This window comes from Leucobacter massiliensis (assembly GCF_002982315.1).
Taxonomy (GTDB): Bacteria; Actinomycetota; Actinomycetes; order Actinomycetales; family Microbacteriaceae; genus Leucobacter; species Leucobacter massiliensis.
The window spans coordinates 479,815-494,124 of sequence record NZ_MWZD01000017.1; the positions used below are offsets into that span (position 1 = coordinate 479,815).

Genomic DNA, 14,310 nt, shown 5'->3' on the forward strand with positions numbered 1-14,310 from the left:
CTCAGCGCTTCCGTCCGGCGTTTTCCGGGGCCTTCGGATCCAGTTCTGACTCCGCGGAGCCGTAGCCGTAGCCCCCGTATCCGTAGCCCCCATAGCCGTAGCTGTTCGGCCCGCGCGTCGGCAGCATCGTCACCACGATGCCCCGCAGGGTGCCTCCCGCGGCGGCCAGCGAACGCACCGCCATCGCGAGATCCTGCTTGCGCGTCGACCCCGAGGCGGCGACCAGGATCGTGCCGTTCGTCAGCTTGCTCAGCACCGCAGCATCGGTCACCAGCAGGATGGGCGGCGCGTCGATGAGCACGAAGTCGAAGTGCTCGTGCAGCTGGCGCATCAGCTCCACCATCGCCGCCGAGCCGAGCAGCTCGCTCGGATTCGGCGGCACCTTGCCCGCGGGCAGCACGAACAGCCGCTTCGAGCCCCAGCGCTGCAGCACCTCCGTGATCTTGGCGCGGCCGATGAGCACATCGGTGAGGCCCACGCCGCCCTCCAGGCCCATGTACTCGGCCACCCGTGGCAGGCGCAGATCCCCGTCGATGAGCGCGACCGTGGCACCCGACTCGGCGAGCGCGATCGCGAGATTGGCCATCGTGGTCGACTTGCCCTCGCCCGGGCTGGCCGATGAGACGACGAAGCTGCGGCCCCGCTGCTCCGAATCCTCGTTGACCGAGAGGAACTGCAGATTGGTGCGCAGCGTGCGGAACGACTCGGCGCGGGGGCTCTTCGGATCGGAGTGCACGACGAGCGGGCGGCTCTTCGCATTGGGATCGAAGGCGATGCCGCCCAGCAGCGGCGCGTCCGTGAGCTGCTCCAGATCGTGCAGCGAGTGCACGCGGGTGTCGAGCACGGTGCGCAGCACCGCGATCGCGACGCCGAGCGCGAGGCCCACGAGCGCGCCGAGAGCCAGATTGAGTGCGAGGCGCGGGCTGACCGGGGACGCGGGAACGAGTGCGGGCTGCACCGTCGTCAGCTTCACGGGGCTCGCGCCGTCCTCCGCCCCCATGATCTCCAGCCCGTCCTGCACGAGCTGCGTGAAGCTCGCGCCGATCGCGTTCGCGATCTCGGCCGCGCGCTCAGGGTCGTCGTCGCTGACGGTGATGTTGACGAGCGAGGTGTTCAGCGGGGCCTCCGCCGAGACGCGCTTCGCGAGATCCGTCACCGAGTCATCGAGCTGCAGCTCCTCGACCACCGGGCGCAGCACGCTCTCCGTCGTGACGATGCTCACGTAGCTCTGCACGCTCTGCCGGGCGAAGTTCGACCCGGCGACCAGATCACCCGAGGTCTGGCTCTCGTTGCGCACCGACACGTAGAGCTCCGTGCGGGCCTCGTACTCCGGCGTCATGAGCAGGGAGGCTCCCGCGCCGACGATGATGCCGAGCAGCGTGCAGGCGACGATCAGGACCCAGTACTTGCGCAGAATGTGAACGTAATCCCGCAGCTCCATGCCTCGCCAATCACCCTCATCATCCCTTGAGGACCCCGTGAGTCGCGTTCGTTGCGCCTGTGGGATCGCGCACAGTATCGTTTGCAGCCTATGGCGTGGGGGCGGCCGCGATGCGGGTGCGCAGCTGAGTGGAGTATGCGAGAAGCGTCGGGCGCGCGAATGCGCCCCCTCATGAGGGGCTCAGGGGTGGAATCTCACAGGGCTTTGAGTATTCTCGCGGCCGGAATGGTGGAGCTGGGCTAGGAGAGGCGGGGGAGTCGCTCCTTCAGCTGGGTGCGGCGGTTGATGCCGAGGCGCGCCATGATCCTGCGCATGTGGTTCTCGACGGTGCGCCGCGACAGCACGAGCTCGGCTGCGATCTCCGCGTTGCTCAGGCCGCGGGCGGCGAGCATCGCCACCTCCTGCTCCCGCTCCGAGAGCTGGATGCGGCCGACCGCGAGGCGGCGCATCTCCGAGGTGTCGCCGGCGATGAAGGGCGCCAGCTCGGCGATGCGGGCCTCGATCCCCTCGACCGCCTGCGGATTCGAGGCGCGCGCCACCTGCAGGGCGCGGGCGAGGAGCGCGAGACCCGCGCCCGGCTGCCCCTCACGGACGAGCCGCTCCGCCTCGGCAGCGACCTCCTCGGCGCTCTGCAGCGCCATGGCCGTCGCGTAGATGCGCAGTGTCGTGAGGAAGCCGCCCTCCAGGGGTTCGAGGTACTCGCGCACCGACTCGTAGCGTGCGGGGCTCGGGTCGAGTTCGATGGCGCCGGCCATGGCGAGGATCGCGCTGTAGCGCCAGCCGCGGCGCCACATGTCGAGGCCGCCCGAGGTCGCCAGCTCGGCAGCGGCGACCGGGTCCGCGGTGTCGGCGACGGCCTGCACCTCGGCGAGTAGTCGCGACTGGGTGGGCAGCGGGCCATCGGGCCCCGGCACCTCGGCCGCGTCCTGACGCCGATTGGCGCTCACCTGCCGGGCGCCCTGGCGAGACGCGGACACGCTGTCGAGCACCAGCAGCGAGAGCTGCGCGAAGGGCGGATACCAGGACGGTTCTCCCAGGTGCGTCGCGAACTCCACGATGGCCGAGCCGCGGCTGTGACGCGCGAGCATGAAGTCCGCGAAGGCGCACAGCGCCCCGTAGGCGCGGATCGCCCGCGGGTCGAGACGCTCCTCGCCGGCGAGCAGCCCCGCCATGCCGTAGCGGTGCAGGGCGAGCGGGCCCTCGCGCGCGAGGATCACGTGCCCCTCGATGATGCGGGCCCGCAGCCCGCCGCCCTCGGGGTCGAGGGCGCGGATCGCCTCCAGGTGGCCGTGCGCGTCCTCGATGCGGAGGCCGACGGTCGCGAGCAGCGCGTGTGCGCGATGCACCGCCACCCGCGTGGTCGGGACGAGCGCCTCGTCGTCGGGATCGGGCAGCCGGGAGATGTCCGGGATCGTGCCCAGCAGCTCGCATTCGATCTCCGCGTGCAGGGCGAGCAGCGCTGGCCCGTGCTCCGGGTCCGCGGCGGCGCCGGCCTCCAGCCGCTGCATCGCCTCCTCCGGCAGGCCCTGACCGTAGGCGAGCCACTCGGCGAAGCGCAGCTGCCACTCCGCGTGCGCCGCGCTGTCCAGGCGTTCCCGGCGCTCCAGGCGCGGGTCGCGTGCCAGCTCGCGGACCGCCTCGTCGGTGCCGGGGCAGTCGGCGAGCGCGTCGAGGAAGGCCACCGCCGAAGCGGTGTCCCCCTCCCGTTCCCACCGCTCGCGGGCTTCGACGAGACGCTGCCGCTGCCGTGCCTCGATGAGGCGGATGAGCAGCGAGTGGGAGCCGCGCGCCTCGGAGGCGGCCGCGGGCTCGAGCGGCGTCGCCGAGACCTCGGCGGCCCAGCGGCGCAGGCGCTCGCCGCGGATGGGGAGCGCCTGATGCTGGAAGTAGTCGGCGAGCAGCGGCGGGTACACCGTCACCATCGCGCGCTCGCCCGAGGCGTAGCCCTCGACGAGGCCCAGTTGCTCCAGCTCCTCGACGGTGCGCAGATCCGCCTCCTCCGCGAACTCGGAGAGATCGACCGCCCCCAGCAGCGCGATGGTCTCGAGCAGATCGAGCTCGTCGGGCGCGAGCGGCTCCAGCAGCGCGTCGACGTACTCCCGCAGCGACTCCGACCACAGGTCGCCGCGGGCGACCCAGGCGGCCTGGTGGTGCACCAGCGTGCCGTCGCGCACCGCGGCGTCGCAGATGGCGATCGCGAGGCCGACGTTGCCGCCGGAGGAGGCGAAGATCCGCGAGAGCGTGCCGCCCTCGATCTTGCCGCCGAGGCGGGCCGAGAGGGCGCCCTCGATGCCCCGCAGGTCCATCGGCGCGAGCTGCAGGTGGAACACGTCCCCCAGCACGCTCATGCTGCCCGGCGCCGACTGCCCCCTCCGCGAGGGGCGGCGCGTCAGGACGAGCGGCACCTCCAGCCGGCGCCGCAGCTCGCAGATCACCCCCCAGCTGGCCTCGTCCAGATCGTCCCAGTCGTCGACGATGACGAGCGAGTGCTGCGCCGAGAGGTAGCTCAGCAGCTCGCTCGACACGGCGGCGATGGATCGGCCCGCCGCCTCCCGCTCCGAGCCGATGTTGGTGAGGGTGAGGGCGGTGAGGGGCGCGGCGCGGAAGGCCGAGATGCCGTGCACGGTCAGCACCTGCCAGCCCTGAGCGTCGAAGTGATCCCTGAGGTGCTGGCAGAAGTGCGAGCGTCCGCTGCCGCGGTCGCCGGCGATGACGACCACGGCGCGGTCCTCGAGGGCGCGCTGGGCCCAGCTGAGCTGTCGGCTGCGTCGTTCGGACATGTGCTCTCCGGATTCTCCGGCTGCGGCCGCCACGCGGGGGGGCGGGGGCTCCCGGTGGGAGCCGGGAAGGGCGGCGGCGATGCCGGTGTTCTGGTGCCGCTCGTTCGGCGCCCCACGCTGGGCGCCACGGCTTCGGCAATTCCATTATCACCTCATAAGTGACAAAAATACCTAGCGAAGCTGCAATCGTTACTCCATGGTGCGTCCCATGTCACTCAACGGGCCGCGGGACCCCGCAGCGGGGTGTACCGGGCGCATAACCTGATGGTGGTCCTCGCAAGTCCCCCCCAAGACAAAATTGCGATGGACCGTTCCCTCAGGAGGGCATCTCTTGCCCCTTGCAGGTGGTGGTCGGCCCTTTTCCCGAAGAACCCCCCGGCCACCACCTTCCTGTGCCCGCGGCGTGACGGACGCTGTTCGAGGCGGTGCGGCCGCCGTCAGGCCGCGGGCCTCTGCCCGCGTGGCGTGCGCTACCCGGACCGGGAGCCGGCCATCGCGCGCAATCGCAGGATCAGGCCCTCCACGCCGAGTTCCAGTGCCGACCGGGAGGCGACCGGGTCGGTGTCGGGGTCGAGCGAGTCGAGCGCGACGCCGATCACGAGCGCGTTGAGGGCGTGAATGGCGTGCTCGGCGCCGGGGCGGGGGATGCCGTCGCGCACGAGCGCCTCCGTCAATCGCTCGTAGAGCGGGGCGACCGGCGAACCGCCGACGGGCGTGGTGGCGAAGGGGACGATGACCCCCGGGTAGCGCGCGAACATGTCGCGCATGCCGGCGGCGAGGAGGCGGAGCACCGCCTCCCACCCCTCCGGGAGAACTCGGCCGGCGTGCTCCGCCGAGATCGCCGCCCGGACGGCGTTGATGAGATCCTGCCGGTCCTCGACGTGGTTGTACAGGGAGGTGATGTGCACGCCCAGCTTCCGGGAAACGGCGCCGAGCGTCGGTTCGCGATTCTGCGCCGCCAGTTCCAGCGCCGCGGCCACGATCGTCTCCCGGGTGAGGCCCGGTCGCCGGGATCGCGGCATGGGGTGCCCCTCCATTCGATGCGCTGCGACGTCGGCCTGATCCGCGCCGCGCGGCGGACGCCTCCGAGTCTACGCGCTGCGCGGGGGTTGGCGGGAGCGTTGACCTAGGGTATAGGTTAACGGAGACGCGGGGGACACGACCGCGCATCCCGAGGGAGAGAACATGAGTGAAGAAGCTCAAGCGCCGCAGGGCGCGACCACGCCGCACGACACCGCGAAGCCCGGAGAAACGCCGCGAAAGCTGAGCCGACGAGGATTGCTCATCGGAGGAGGCGCCGTCGGCTTGGCGGCCGTCGCCGCCGGAGTCGCCTTCGGGGCGGCAAGCCGCCGCCCGGCCGGGGACGCCGCGATCATCATCTCGAACGGCCGCGTCTGGACGGGCAGCCCTGAACGCTTCGCGGAGGCGATCGCGATCGACTCGCGCGGCACCATCGTGGCCGTCGGCACCGAGGCCGAGGTGCGGCGCTTCAACGGACCCCGCACCCAGAGCATCGACGCCGGGGGCGGAACCGTGATGCCGGGCATTCACGATTCGCACATGCACTCCTTCAGCGGCGCCGAGGGACTGTACTATCCGAGCCTCGAGAACGCGTCGATGAGCGTCGCCGAGCTGCAGAAGAAGCTCCAGGCGATCCTCGACAAGGAGGGCGACGACCGGCCCGACAACTGGCTCGTCGTCGTGGACTGGAACCCCGCCGGCCTCACCGACGCGGTCGCGCACCGCCGCTACCTCGACGCGCTCCGCACGAAGCGACCCATCTTCCTCCGCGGATCGGACTTCCACAACGGCTGGGCGAACAGCCGCGCGCTCGAGATCGCCGGGATCACGGCCGCAACGCCGTCCCCGGAAGGCGGCGTGATCGTGCAGGAGGCGGACGGTCCCACCGGACTCCTCAAGGACGCCGCGATGTGGCTCGTCTCGGGCAAGGCTCCCGAGCTCACCGAAGCGCAGAAGCGGGAGGCGCACGAGTACGGCTTCGCCTTCCTCGCCGGAGTGGGGATCACGAGCTTCATGGACGCGGCAGGGCCGGCCGAGCGCGCCGACGCCTTCGCCGAACTCAGCGACTCCGGGGTCATCCCGCAGCGGATCAGCATCGCCTGCGGCGTCGCGGCAGAGGAGATCGCCAACGCCGACGAGACGCTCGCCGCCATGAAGCGGGTGAGGGCGCGCTTCGCGGAGCACCCGCGCCTCACCGTCGGCACCGCGAAAGTGTTCATGGACGGGGTGGCGGAGTACCCGGCCCAGACCGCCGCGATGCTGGATCCCTACCTCGATCCCGACGGCACGCCCACCGATCACCGCGGCGAGCTCTACGTCTCCGAGGACGACTTCGCGATGATCGCGACGAAACTGGATCGCGAAGGCTGGCAGATCCACACCCACTCCATCGGCGACCACGCCGTGCGCGCCAGCCTCGACGGCTTCGAGGCCGCTCAGCGGGCCAATGGCGGCGCGCGCAACCGGCACACCGTCACGCACATCCAGTTCTGCTCCGAGCAGGACCTGCCGCGCTTCGCGGAAAACGAGGTCATCGCGAACATGCAGGCGCAGTGGGCCGCGCCCTTCTCCTTCACGCTCGACGCGCTCGAACCCTACGTCGGACCCGAGCGCCACCGGAAGCAGTACCCCCTCGGCTCGCTCGCCGCCGAGGGCGCCCGCCTCGCGGGCAGCTCCGACTGGCCCGTCGACAAGCTCAATCCGTGGAACCAGGTGCGCACGGCCGTCGACCGGACGGGCACCTTCTCCGAGACCGGCGGGGCGCTCTCGCCGGATCAGGGCATCGCGCTCAATGACTCGCTGCTCATGCACACCGCGGGGGCCGCGTATCAGCTTTTCCAGGATGAGATCACCGGGGCCATCCGCGTGGGCATGCAGGCCGACGTCGTGGTGCTCGACCGTGACCTGTTCGGCGTGCCCATCGCAGAGGTGAGCGGAACCACCGTGAACTACACCCTCATCGACGGTGAGGTGGTGCACGACGTCTCCACGCAGGACGGCAAGCGATTCGTCAACCGGACCGTCGCCGCGCATGCCCTCGCCGCTCCCGCGGTCGTCCCGGCCGCGCTTCCGGGCGGGCGCCACGCCGTCTGCTGCGGGGCAGCGCACCCGGCGTAACGACCGGCCCCGGGAGGCGGCCGCACACCGGCGGCCTCCCGGCGGACCGGCGGAGCAGACGACCAGGCGCAGTGTAGGCTTGCCGGAGTGGTCGGGGGCCCGCGTCCCCACTCGACATCGCCGATGCCGTCAGACAGGCCGCAGAGAGGCGCCCGCGATGGACGACACCCTCCCCCCTGCGGCGGAGGTCACCTGGGCAATGGTCGAGGACGACTTCTACGTCGGCAGCCGCGCAGGCGAGTTCCTCGGCTATGTCGACCAGAGCGCCGACGGCCGATACCTCGCCTGCAACATGTTCTCGCATCCGATCGGCGAGTACGGCTCGCTCGACGACGCCATGAACGCCGTGCACGGGACGCACCTCAGTCCCCAGCTCGCGGCGGAGGGAGACTGAGTTGGACCGTCCATCCGAGACCCCCGCGCTGCCCCACGGGACGCTGAAGTTCCTCGTCTACACGAGCTCGGCGGTGACCCGCTTCTACGAGGAGGATCTCGACACGCTGCTCGTCGAGGCCCGAGCCCGCAACACCGAACTCGGGATCACCGGGCTCCTGCTGTACCGCAACGATCAGTTCATCCAGTTCCTCGAGGGCCCGCCGCGACACGTCGACGCGCTCATGAAGAAGATCGAGCGCGATCCGCGGCACACGCGCGTGCGAGTCGTGCTCGACGAGTTCGCGCTCCAGCGGCGCTTCGAGGACTGGAGCATGGGCTACCGGACGCTGCGCGAGGCGGTGACCCCCGCCCCCGAGGGATTCCGCGACACGATTGCGGACCTCAGATCGGCACCCGATCGCGTCGCCACCGGACGCGCTGCCAAAGAGCTCGCGCTGTGGTTCCGCGTCCGCTCCGGCGGCGGGCTCGTCACCGCCTGAGGCCCGGAACAGCCGGGCCGCCGCGCGGGCGCTCGGCGGCCCGGGACTCCGGCACCGGTCCGGCCTCGGGCGCCGGGGCTCAGCGCCCCTGGGCGCGGCGCAGCTCGTCGAAGGCTGTCGCGGTGTCGCAGGGATCGTCCTCGTCGGGCGCGAGGGTGGCGGTGAAGCCCTCTTCCGAGGGGCCGGGCTCCGGGCCGGCGGGGGCCGGCCGTGTCCCGGCGAAGTCGCAGCGTGCCTCCCCGCCTTCGCCGCCGGAGGGAGCGCCGGCCGGCGTGCCGATCGCCTCCGCGTCGCGCGCCGGGTCCGCCGGCTCGTGGCCCGACGCGGCTTCGCCGGCGCCATCCGCCCTCGGCGTCTGCTGCGAGAGATCGCCGGGGTCGTGCCCGGCCGGCTGCCGGTCCGTCGACCCGGGCGTCGTGAACTCGCTCATGTGCGCACCTCCGTCTTCCGTTGTCGTGTGTCCAGCCTTGCGGGGCTCGTCCCGCAGCACGACGGCCTTGAACTTGCCCCCGGCCTCACCTAACATCGGCGCGCAGCTCCGCGCGCGGCTCCGCGCGCGGGGAAGGCCGAGGCCCTTCCGTGCCGCGATCAACCCCGGCCCCGGCCCTCCCTCCAGAGCAGCCAGAGGAAGAAAGCGCCGCCCAGCGTCACCGTGACCACACCCGCGGGCACCGGTGCCGGGAAGGCGGTGAGTGCGACGAGGTCGCTTGCGAGGAGCAGGCACGCCCCGCACAGCGCGGCGCACACCATGCTCTCTGAGCGGCACAGGCGCCGGGCGAGGTGCGGGGCCGCGAGTGCGACGAAGGAGACGGGTCCCGTCGTCGCGACGGCGGCCGCCACGAGCAGCGTCGCGACGCCCAGCAGGATCCCGCGCACGAGCGGGGCGCGCACGCCGAGCGCCAGCGCCGTCTCCTCTCCGAGTGCCAGCGCCCGGCACGCGGGTGCGGCCCACCACAGCACCGGCGTCGCGAGCGCGACGGCGAGGAGCGCCGGGGGCAGCGAGTGCCAGCCGACGCCCTGCAGCGACCCCACGAGCCAGGTCTGAGCGGTCGTCGCACTCGCGAGGAACACCTGCGAGAGCGCGTACTCGACCGCCGCCACCGCGATCGCCGAAACGGCGACGCCCGTGAGGACGAGCCGGGCGCCGTGCAAGCCGCTTCGCGCGGTGATCGCGAGCAGGATCACCGCCGTCCCGACCGCCCCGGCGACCGCCCCGGGTCCCGCTGCGGCACCGCCGAACAGCAGCATCGCGGCCACCGCGCCGAGGGAGGCGCCGCCGCTGACGCCGATGACGTCGGGACTCGCCAGCGCATTGCGGCTCAGCGACTGGAAGATCGCGCCGGCCAGCGCCAGGCACGCTCCCACGGCCATCGCGACGAGCGCCCGCGGCAGCCGCCTGCCCAGCACGAAGAACTCCGCTCGCGGCTCCGGCGGCCGGCCGAGGAGCGTGTCGACGACCTCCGCCGGGGTGACCACGAAGTCGCCGGCGACGAGTGCGACGCAGAGCAGCGCGAGCAGCAGCAGGCTCAGCGCAGCGCCGACCCGTGCGGTGCGCCGATGCAGGCGCAGCGATGCGCGGCCGCCCGCAAATCGCAGCACCCGTTCCCCGGGCGGCGCAGACCCGAGAGGCTTCGGCGCCGGGGGCCGGAGGGCCGATGCGTCCTCGTCGTGACTCACAGCGGGGCCCCGCTCCTGCGGCCGGCCACCAGGGCGATGAGCAGCGGGCCGCCGATGAATGCCATCACGACGCCGACCGGCACCTCGGCGCCGTTGCCGATGACTCGGCCGAGCACGTCCGCGAGCAGCAGCAGGCACGGGCCGGCGAGCACCGAGAGCGGGAGGACGAGACGCAGCTCGGCTCCGATCAGACGGCGGACCAGGTGGGGGGCCGCGAGGCCCACGAAGGAGATGGGCCCGGCGAGCGCGGTCGCCGCGCCGCACAGCAGCGCGACGGCGGCGAGCCCGAGACCGCGGACGAGGGCAGGCCGCACGCCGAGCCCAGCCGCGGTGTCGTCGCCGAGCGCCATCAGATTGAGCGCGGGTGCGAGCAGCAGCGCGAGGAGCAGGCCGCCGAGCACGAATCCGGCGAGCGGCAGCGCCTCCTCGAAGGGACGGGCGGTGAGGGAGCCGACCCGCCAGAAGCGGTAGGCGTCGAGCACCGTCTGATTCGCGAGCACGAGCGCCTGCGAGGCCCCGGCGAGCACGGCGGAGAACGCGACCCCGGCGAGCGTGAGGCGCACCGGGGAACCGGAGGCGAATCGGCTGACGGAGAAGGCGAACACGACCCCGCTCGCGATCAGCGCCCCTGCGAGGGCGAACCACACCGTCCCGGCGGCCCCGATCGTGCCGACCAGGCTGAGGCCGGCGACGACGCCGAATGCGGCTCCGGTGTTCACGCCGAGCAGGCCCGGATCGGCGATGGGGTTGCGGGTGAGCGACTGCATGAGCACACCCGCGGCGCCGAGGGCAGCGCCGCAGAGCACGGCATTGACGGTGCGGTCGGCGCGCAGCGTGCCCACGATGCCGCTCGCCTGCTCGTTGCCCGCGCCGAGCAGGGAGTGGAACACTTGGTCGAGGGGAACGAAGCGGGCGCCGACGGCGAGGCTGAGCAGCACCGCAGCCGCCAGTACGACCGCCGCACCGAGCGCGACGGTCCAGCGGCGAGCGGAGGCGGCGGTCCGGGGGACCGTCACCCGGGGCTCCGGCTGGGGCGGATGGATCACGGTTGCTTAGCTTACCCTTACTTTCATATGATGAATAGTCGTGACCGGAAACCGAATCTCCTCAGCACGACGAATCCTGCGCACCGCCGCCGTGGCGGGTCTCGCCCTGATCCTCGCCGGATGCGGCGCCTCTGCGCCCCCGGGATCGGACGCCGACGCCCCGGCCGAAGGCGCCTACACCGTCGAGCACGCGATGGGCGAAACCGAACTCGACGCGGTGCCCGAGCGGATCGTGGTGCTCGACTCGCCCATGATCGACGCCCTCGTAGCGCTCGGGATCACACCGGTCGGCGCTCCCCAGATCGGCGAGGGGCGAGGCTTCCCCGCCTACCTCGCCGACGAGCTCGAAGGCACCGAGCCCGTCGGATACATCGCCGAACCCGACGTCGACGCGATCGCCAACCTCGCCCCCGACCTGATCCTCGGCTCCAAGGTCCGGCACGAGGCGCTCTACCGCGAGCTCTCCGCCATCGCGCCCACCGTGTTCTCCGAAGACACCGGCACGAACTGGACGGAGCAGGCAGAGCTCACCGCCGCCGCCGTGGACCGCTCGGAGGAGATGCGCCAGCGGATCGACGCGGTCTCCGAGCGCGCCGCCGAGGTGGGCGAGGCCGTCGGCGCCACAGGCACGACCGCCTCCATCGTGCGCTTCCGCGCCGACAACTTCCGTCTCTACGGACCCGGCACCTTCTCGGGATCGCTCCTCAGCGAGATGGGCTTCGAGCTCGGAGAGCGCGACTGGAACGAGTGGTCGATGCAGGAGCTGAGCCCCGAGCTGTACGAGCAGATCGACGGTGAGGTGGTCTTCTACATGAGCCCGGGCGGCGACCCCGCCGCCACCTCCCAGAAGCGCGTCACCGGACTGTGGTCGGCGCTCCCGGGCCCCAGCCGCGGCAATGCCCACGAGGTCGACGACGACACCTGGATGATCGGCATCGGCGTGCTCGGTGCCGAGCTCGTGATCGACGACGTGGAGCGACTGCTCGCCTGAGCGCAGCCGGTGCCCTCGCTGCGGCCCGATCCGGCCGGCGCTCGCCGGAGCGGATCAGGCCGCGGCGCCCGGCTCCTCGTCGATCGTGTTGCCGCCGTCGACCGCGATCACCTGGCCCGTGAGATATGAGGCGGCGGGGGAGGCGAGGTACGCGACCAGCGAGGCGACCTCCTCGGGGCGGCCCGGCCGGCCCATCGGGGTGAGCGAGCCCATCGCGCGCTCCTCGTCCGTCGCCGAGCCGCTCGCGATCCACCCCGGCGCGACCACGTTGCAGGTGATCCCGGATCGCGCGTAGTCCACCGCGACCGAGCGGGCGAGCCCCACGAGACCGGCCTTCGCCGCGTGATACGCCGCGTCGCCCCGGTACGCCATCAGCGCGCCGGAGAGCGACCCCACCGTCACGATCCGGCCGTGACCCGCTGCCGCCATGGGCCCCAGCGCCGCACGCGTCACGAGGAACGCGGTGTCGAGATTGCGGGCGAGCGAGCGGTGCCACTGCTCCAGGGAGGACTCGGCCAGCGGCGTCGCCGCATCGCTCGAGGTGACCGCCACCATGCCGGCGTTGTTCACCAGCGCGTCGACCCGTCCCCACCGCGTCATCGCGAGCGCGATCAGCTCCTCCGCCGCCTCAGCTGCGGTGAGGTCGCCGACGAAGCCCAGCGCATCGGCGCCCTCGGCGGCCAGCTCGGCCACGCGCTCGTGGATCCGCTCGCTCGTGGCCGCCACGATCAGGCGGTGGCTCGCGGCGAGCGCGCGTGCGCAGGCCATTCCGATGCCGTCGGGGGCGCCCGCGCCCGTGATCACGGCGACCGGCCGCGGCTCCTCGATCGGTGACGTGGTGTGCATGATGGCTTCCCTCCCGGCGGCCGCAGCGGCGCGCACCCGGGACGATCCTCTCAGAGCGGCCCGTCTCCGTCGCCCTGCCACGCCCCGGCGGATCCATGCTGGCGCACTGGACGCCGTCCAGGTAACGTGTCTGCGTGCGGACCACGAACCACGCTCACGCCGGGGAGCTCGATTCGCGCGCATCCCGGCAGACGGCCGTCCTCGTGAACGTGGCCAAGATCGCGCTCCTCGCCGCCCTCGCACCCCCCGTCATCGCCGGGATCGCCGAACGCGCGACGCGCATCGCAGGACCGGGCGAGGCGGCGTCGATCGTCGCCATGACCGTCAGCGCCGGCGCCGGCGCAGCCGTCCTCGGCGCGCTGATACTGGGGATCGCCTGCGACGCCGGCACCCAGAGCCATCGCACGCGCTGGCTCTGGGTCGCGGTGGGGGCCGCGGTCGGCACCGCCGGACTGCTCACGGCAGCCGCCGGGGACACGACCCCGGCCCTCCTCGGCGGGTGGACCCTCGCGCAGCTCGGATACTCGGGAGCGATGGCGGTGCTGCGCACCGTGCTCGTCTCCGTCGAGCGCACGCACCGCCGGCGCGGCGCCGTGGTCGTGGTCGTCGCCGCCTACGGGGGCCTGGCGATCCCCCTGCTCCTCCTCATCGCCCTGCCGGGCCGGGCCTGGGCGGTGACGCTGGGGCTCGCCGCCGCCGCGCTGCTCATTCCCCTCGCCGTGCTCGTCCTCTTCCCGCCTGCTCGCCGCGGCAGTCCGCTCGCAACCGCGCCCGAGCCGCCACGCACGCACGACCGCGGATCGGCGGCACCACCGGTGCCGGCACCGGGGCCGAGCTCGTTCCTCCGATCCGGCCTCTCGCCGATCCGCGTGCTCGCGCTCCAGTTCCTCAGCGGCTCGGTGATCGCGGCCCTCGTGGCATACCACCCGCTCGACCTCCACGCGCGTGCCGGCTCAGGCGACTTCCCGGTGAGTGCCAGCTCCTGGGCCGCGATCGCCGCGATCCTCGGCCTCGTCGCCGCCACCGGCGTGCTCTACCGGCGCCCCGAGGCCCTCGGATCCCCCCGTCTCATCGTGGCGCTCGCCGGCGTGCTCCTCGCAGCCTCCCTCGTCCTCCGCACCCTGAGCCCCAGCCCCGCGTGGATCGCCGCCGCGGCGGCCCTCAGCGGGACCGCCGTGGGGCTCAACAACAGCGCACTGCTCAGCGCGGCGCTCGAGACCGCACCCGAGCGCCGGCACGGCAGCTACATCGGCGCCTTCAGCGCCGCCGGTGCCCTCGGGCAGGTCGCCGGCCCCCTCGCCGGGCTGGCGGTGGTGCGCGCCGCCACGCACGGAGCGGCGCTGGACGGCGGATACTCCGCGCTCTTCCTCGTGCTGGCCGCCGTCGCGGCCCTCTGCTCGGCTGCGGCGGTGATCCCGGATCCGCGTCCGAGGCCGGGCCGCCGCGCGACCGCCCTCGCCCGGCCCGCCGGCGCCCTGCGGGCAGGCCCCGAGGATCCAGCGCCCTGAGCCGAACC

At 72.7% G+C, this 14,310-nt stretch carries 12 protein-coding genes; 5 read left to right on the forward strand and 7 right to left on the reverse strand.

The genetic code is table 11. The features are described 5' to 3' along the window. Position 1: 1 nt before the first annotated feature. The 3 genes from B4915_RS09140 to B4915_RS09150 form a co-directional block, all read right to left on the reverse strand. Positions 2–1,441: a tyrosine-protein kinase domain-containing protein gene (locus B4915_RS09140; RefSeq protein ID WP_105805479.1), complete on the reverse strand. Its 1,440-nt coding sequence runs from the start codon at positions 1,439–1,441 to the stop codon at positions 2–4. 239 nt (positions 1,442–1,680) lie between these two features. Continuing rightward, on the reverse strand, positions 1,681–4,221 hold the full coding sequence (locus B4915_RS09145) for a LuxR C-terminal-related transcriptional regulator (RefSeq protein ID WP_105805480.1): 2,541 nt from the start codon (positions 4,219–4,221) through the stop codon (positions 1,681–1,683). A gap of 470 nt (positions 4,222–4,691) precedes the next feature. Continuing rightward, complete coding sequence (locus tag B4915_RS09150; protein ID WP_105805481.1) at positions 4,692–5,243, reverse strand: TetR/AcrR family transcriptional regulator; 552 nt, start codon at positions 5,241–5,243, stop codon at positions 4,692–4,694. A gap of 163 nt (positions 5,244–5,406) precedes the next feature. Here B4915_RS09150 and B4915_RS09155 point away from each other — a divergent pair, with 163 nt between their 5' ends. From B4915_RS09155 to B4915_RS09165, 3 genes are all read left to right on the forward strand, one after another. Next, entirely contained in the window at positions 5,407–7,359 is a 1,953-nt protein-coding gene (locus B4915_RS09155; RefSeq protein ID WP_146120061.1) for an amidohydrolase, read from the forward strand. A 157-nt stretch (positions 7,360–7,516) separates the two neighbouring features. Next, positions 7,517–7,753, forward strand: a complete 237-nt coding sequence (locus tag B4915_RS09160; protein ID WP_105805483.1) for a hypothetical protein — start codon at positions 7,517–7,519, stop codon at positions 7,751–7,753. A gap of 1 nt (position 7,754) precedes the next feature. Further along, positions 7,755–8,234, forward strand: a complete 480-nt coding sequence (locus tag B4915_RS09165) for a BLUF domain-containing protein (protein WP_245907420.1) — start codon at positions 7,755–7,757, stop codon at positions 8,232–8,234. A gap of 79 nt (positions 8,235–8,313) precedes the next feature. Here the strand turns inward: B4915_RS09165 and B4915_RS09170 are convergent, their stop codons facing one another. The 3 genes from B4915_RS09170 to B4915_RS09180 all read right to left on the reverse strand — a co-directional run bounded on the left by B4915_RS09170 (position 8,314) and on the right by B4915_RS09180 (position 10,957). Continuing rightward, complete coding sequence (locus B4915_RS09170; protein WP_105805484.1) at positions 8,314–8,664, reverse strand: hypothetical protein; 351 nt, start codon at positions 8,662–8,664, stop codon at positions 8,314–8,316. Positions 8,665–8,822: 158 nt separating this feature from the next. Beyond that, positions 8,823–9,833 (reverse strand): FecCD family ABC transporter permease, encoded by a 1,011-nt coding sequence (locus B4915_RS09175; RefSeq protein WP_245907421.1) that lies wholly within the window; start codon positions 9,831–9,833, stop codon positions 8,823–8,825. Between the two features lie 74 nt (positions 9,834–9,907). Next, positions 9,908–10,957 (reverse strand): FecCD family ABC transporter permease, encoded by a 1,050-nt coding sequence (locus B4915_RS09180; protein ID WP_105805486.1) that lies wholly within the window; start codon positions 10,955–10,957, stop codon positions 9,908–9,910. A 40-nt stretch (positions 10,958–10,997) separates the two neighbouring features. On the opposite strand from B4915_RS09180, the gene B4915_RS09185 reads away from it, so the two are divergent. After that, positions 10,998–11,948, forward strand: a complete 951-nt coding sequence (locus B4915_RS09185) for an ABC transporter substrate-binding protein (protein ID WP_181158518.1) — start codon at positions 10,998–11,000, stop codon at positions 11,946–11,948. A gap of 54 nt (positions 11,949–12,002) precedes the next feature. On the opposite strand, the gene B4915_RS09190 is transcribed toward B4915_RS09185, so the two are convergent. Continuing rightward, positions 12,003–12,794 (reverse strand): SDR family NAD(P)-dependent oxidoreductase, encoded by a 792-nt coding sequence (locus B4915_RS09190; RefSeq protein ID WP_105805807.1) that lies wholly within the window; start codon positions 12,792–12,794, stop codon positions 12,003–12,005. Between the two features lie 134 nt (positions 12,795–12,928). Here B4915_RS09190 and B4915_RS09195 point away from each other — a divergent pair, with 134 nt between their 5' ends. Then, positions 12,929–14,302, forward strand: a complete 1,374-nt coding sequence (locus B4915_RS09195; RefSeq protein WP_105805487.1) for an MFS transporter — start codon at positions 12,929–12,931, stop codon at positions 14,300–14,302. The last annotated feature ends 8 nt before the right edge of the window (positions 14,303–14,310 follow it).

Bases quoted from the DNA above. Each gene is read 5' to 3' on its own strand.
- B4915_RS09140 (WP_105805479.1), bottom strand. From the start codon at position 1,441: ATGGAGCTGCGGGATTACGTTCACATTCTGCGCAAGTACTGGGTCCTG.
- B4915_RS09145 (WP_105805480.1), bottom strand. From the start codon at position 4,221: ATGTCCGAACGACGCAGCCGACAGCTCAGCTGGGCCCAGCGCGCCCTC.
- B4915_RS09150 (WP_105805481.1), bottom strand. From the start codon at position 5,243: ATGCCGCGATCCCGGCGACCGGGCCTCACCCGGGAGACGATCGTGGCC.
- B4915_RS09155 (WP_146120061.1), top strand. From the start codon at position 5,407: ATGAGTGAAGAAGCTCAAGCGCCGCAGGGCGCGACCACGCCGCACGAC.
- B4915_RS09160 (WP_105805483.1), top strand. From the start codon at position 7,517: ATGGACGACACCCTCCCCCCTGCGGCGGAGGTCACCTGGGCAATGGTC.
- B4915_RS09170 (WP_105805484.1), bottom strand. From the start codon at position 8,664: ATGAGCGAGTTCACGACGCCCGGGTCGACGGACCGGCAGCCGGCCGGG.
- B4915_RS09190 (WP_105805807.1), bottom strand. From the start codon at position 12,794: ATGCACACCACGTCACCGATCGAGGAGCCGCGGCCGGTCGCCGTGATC.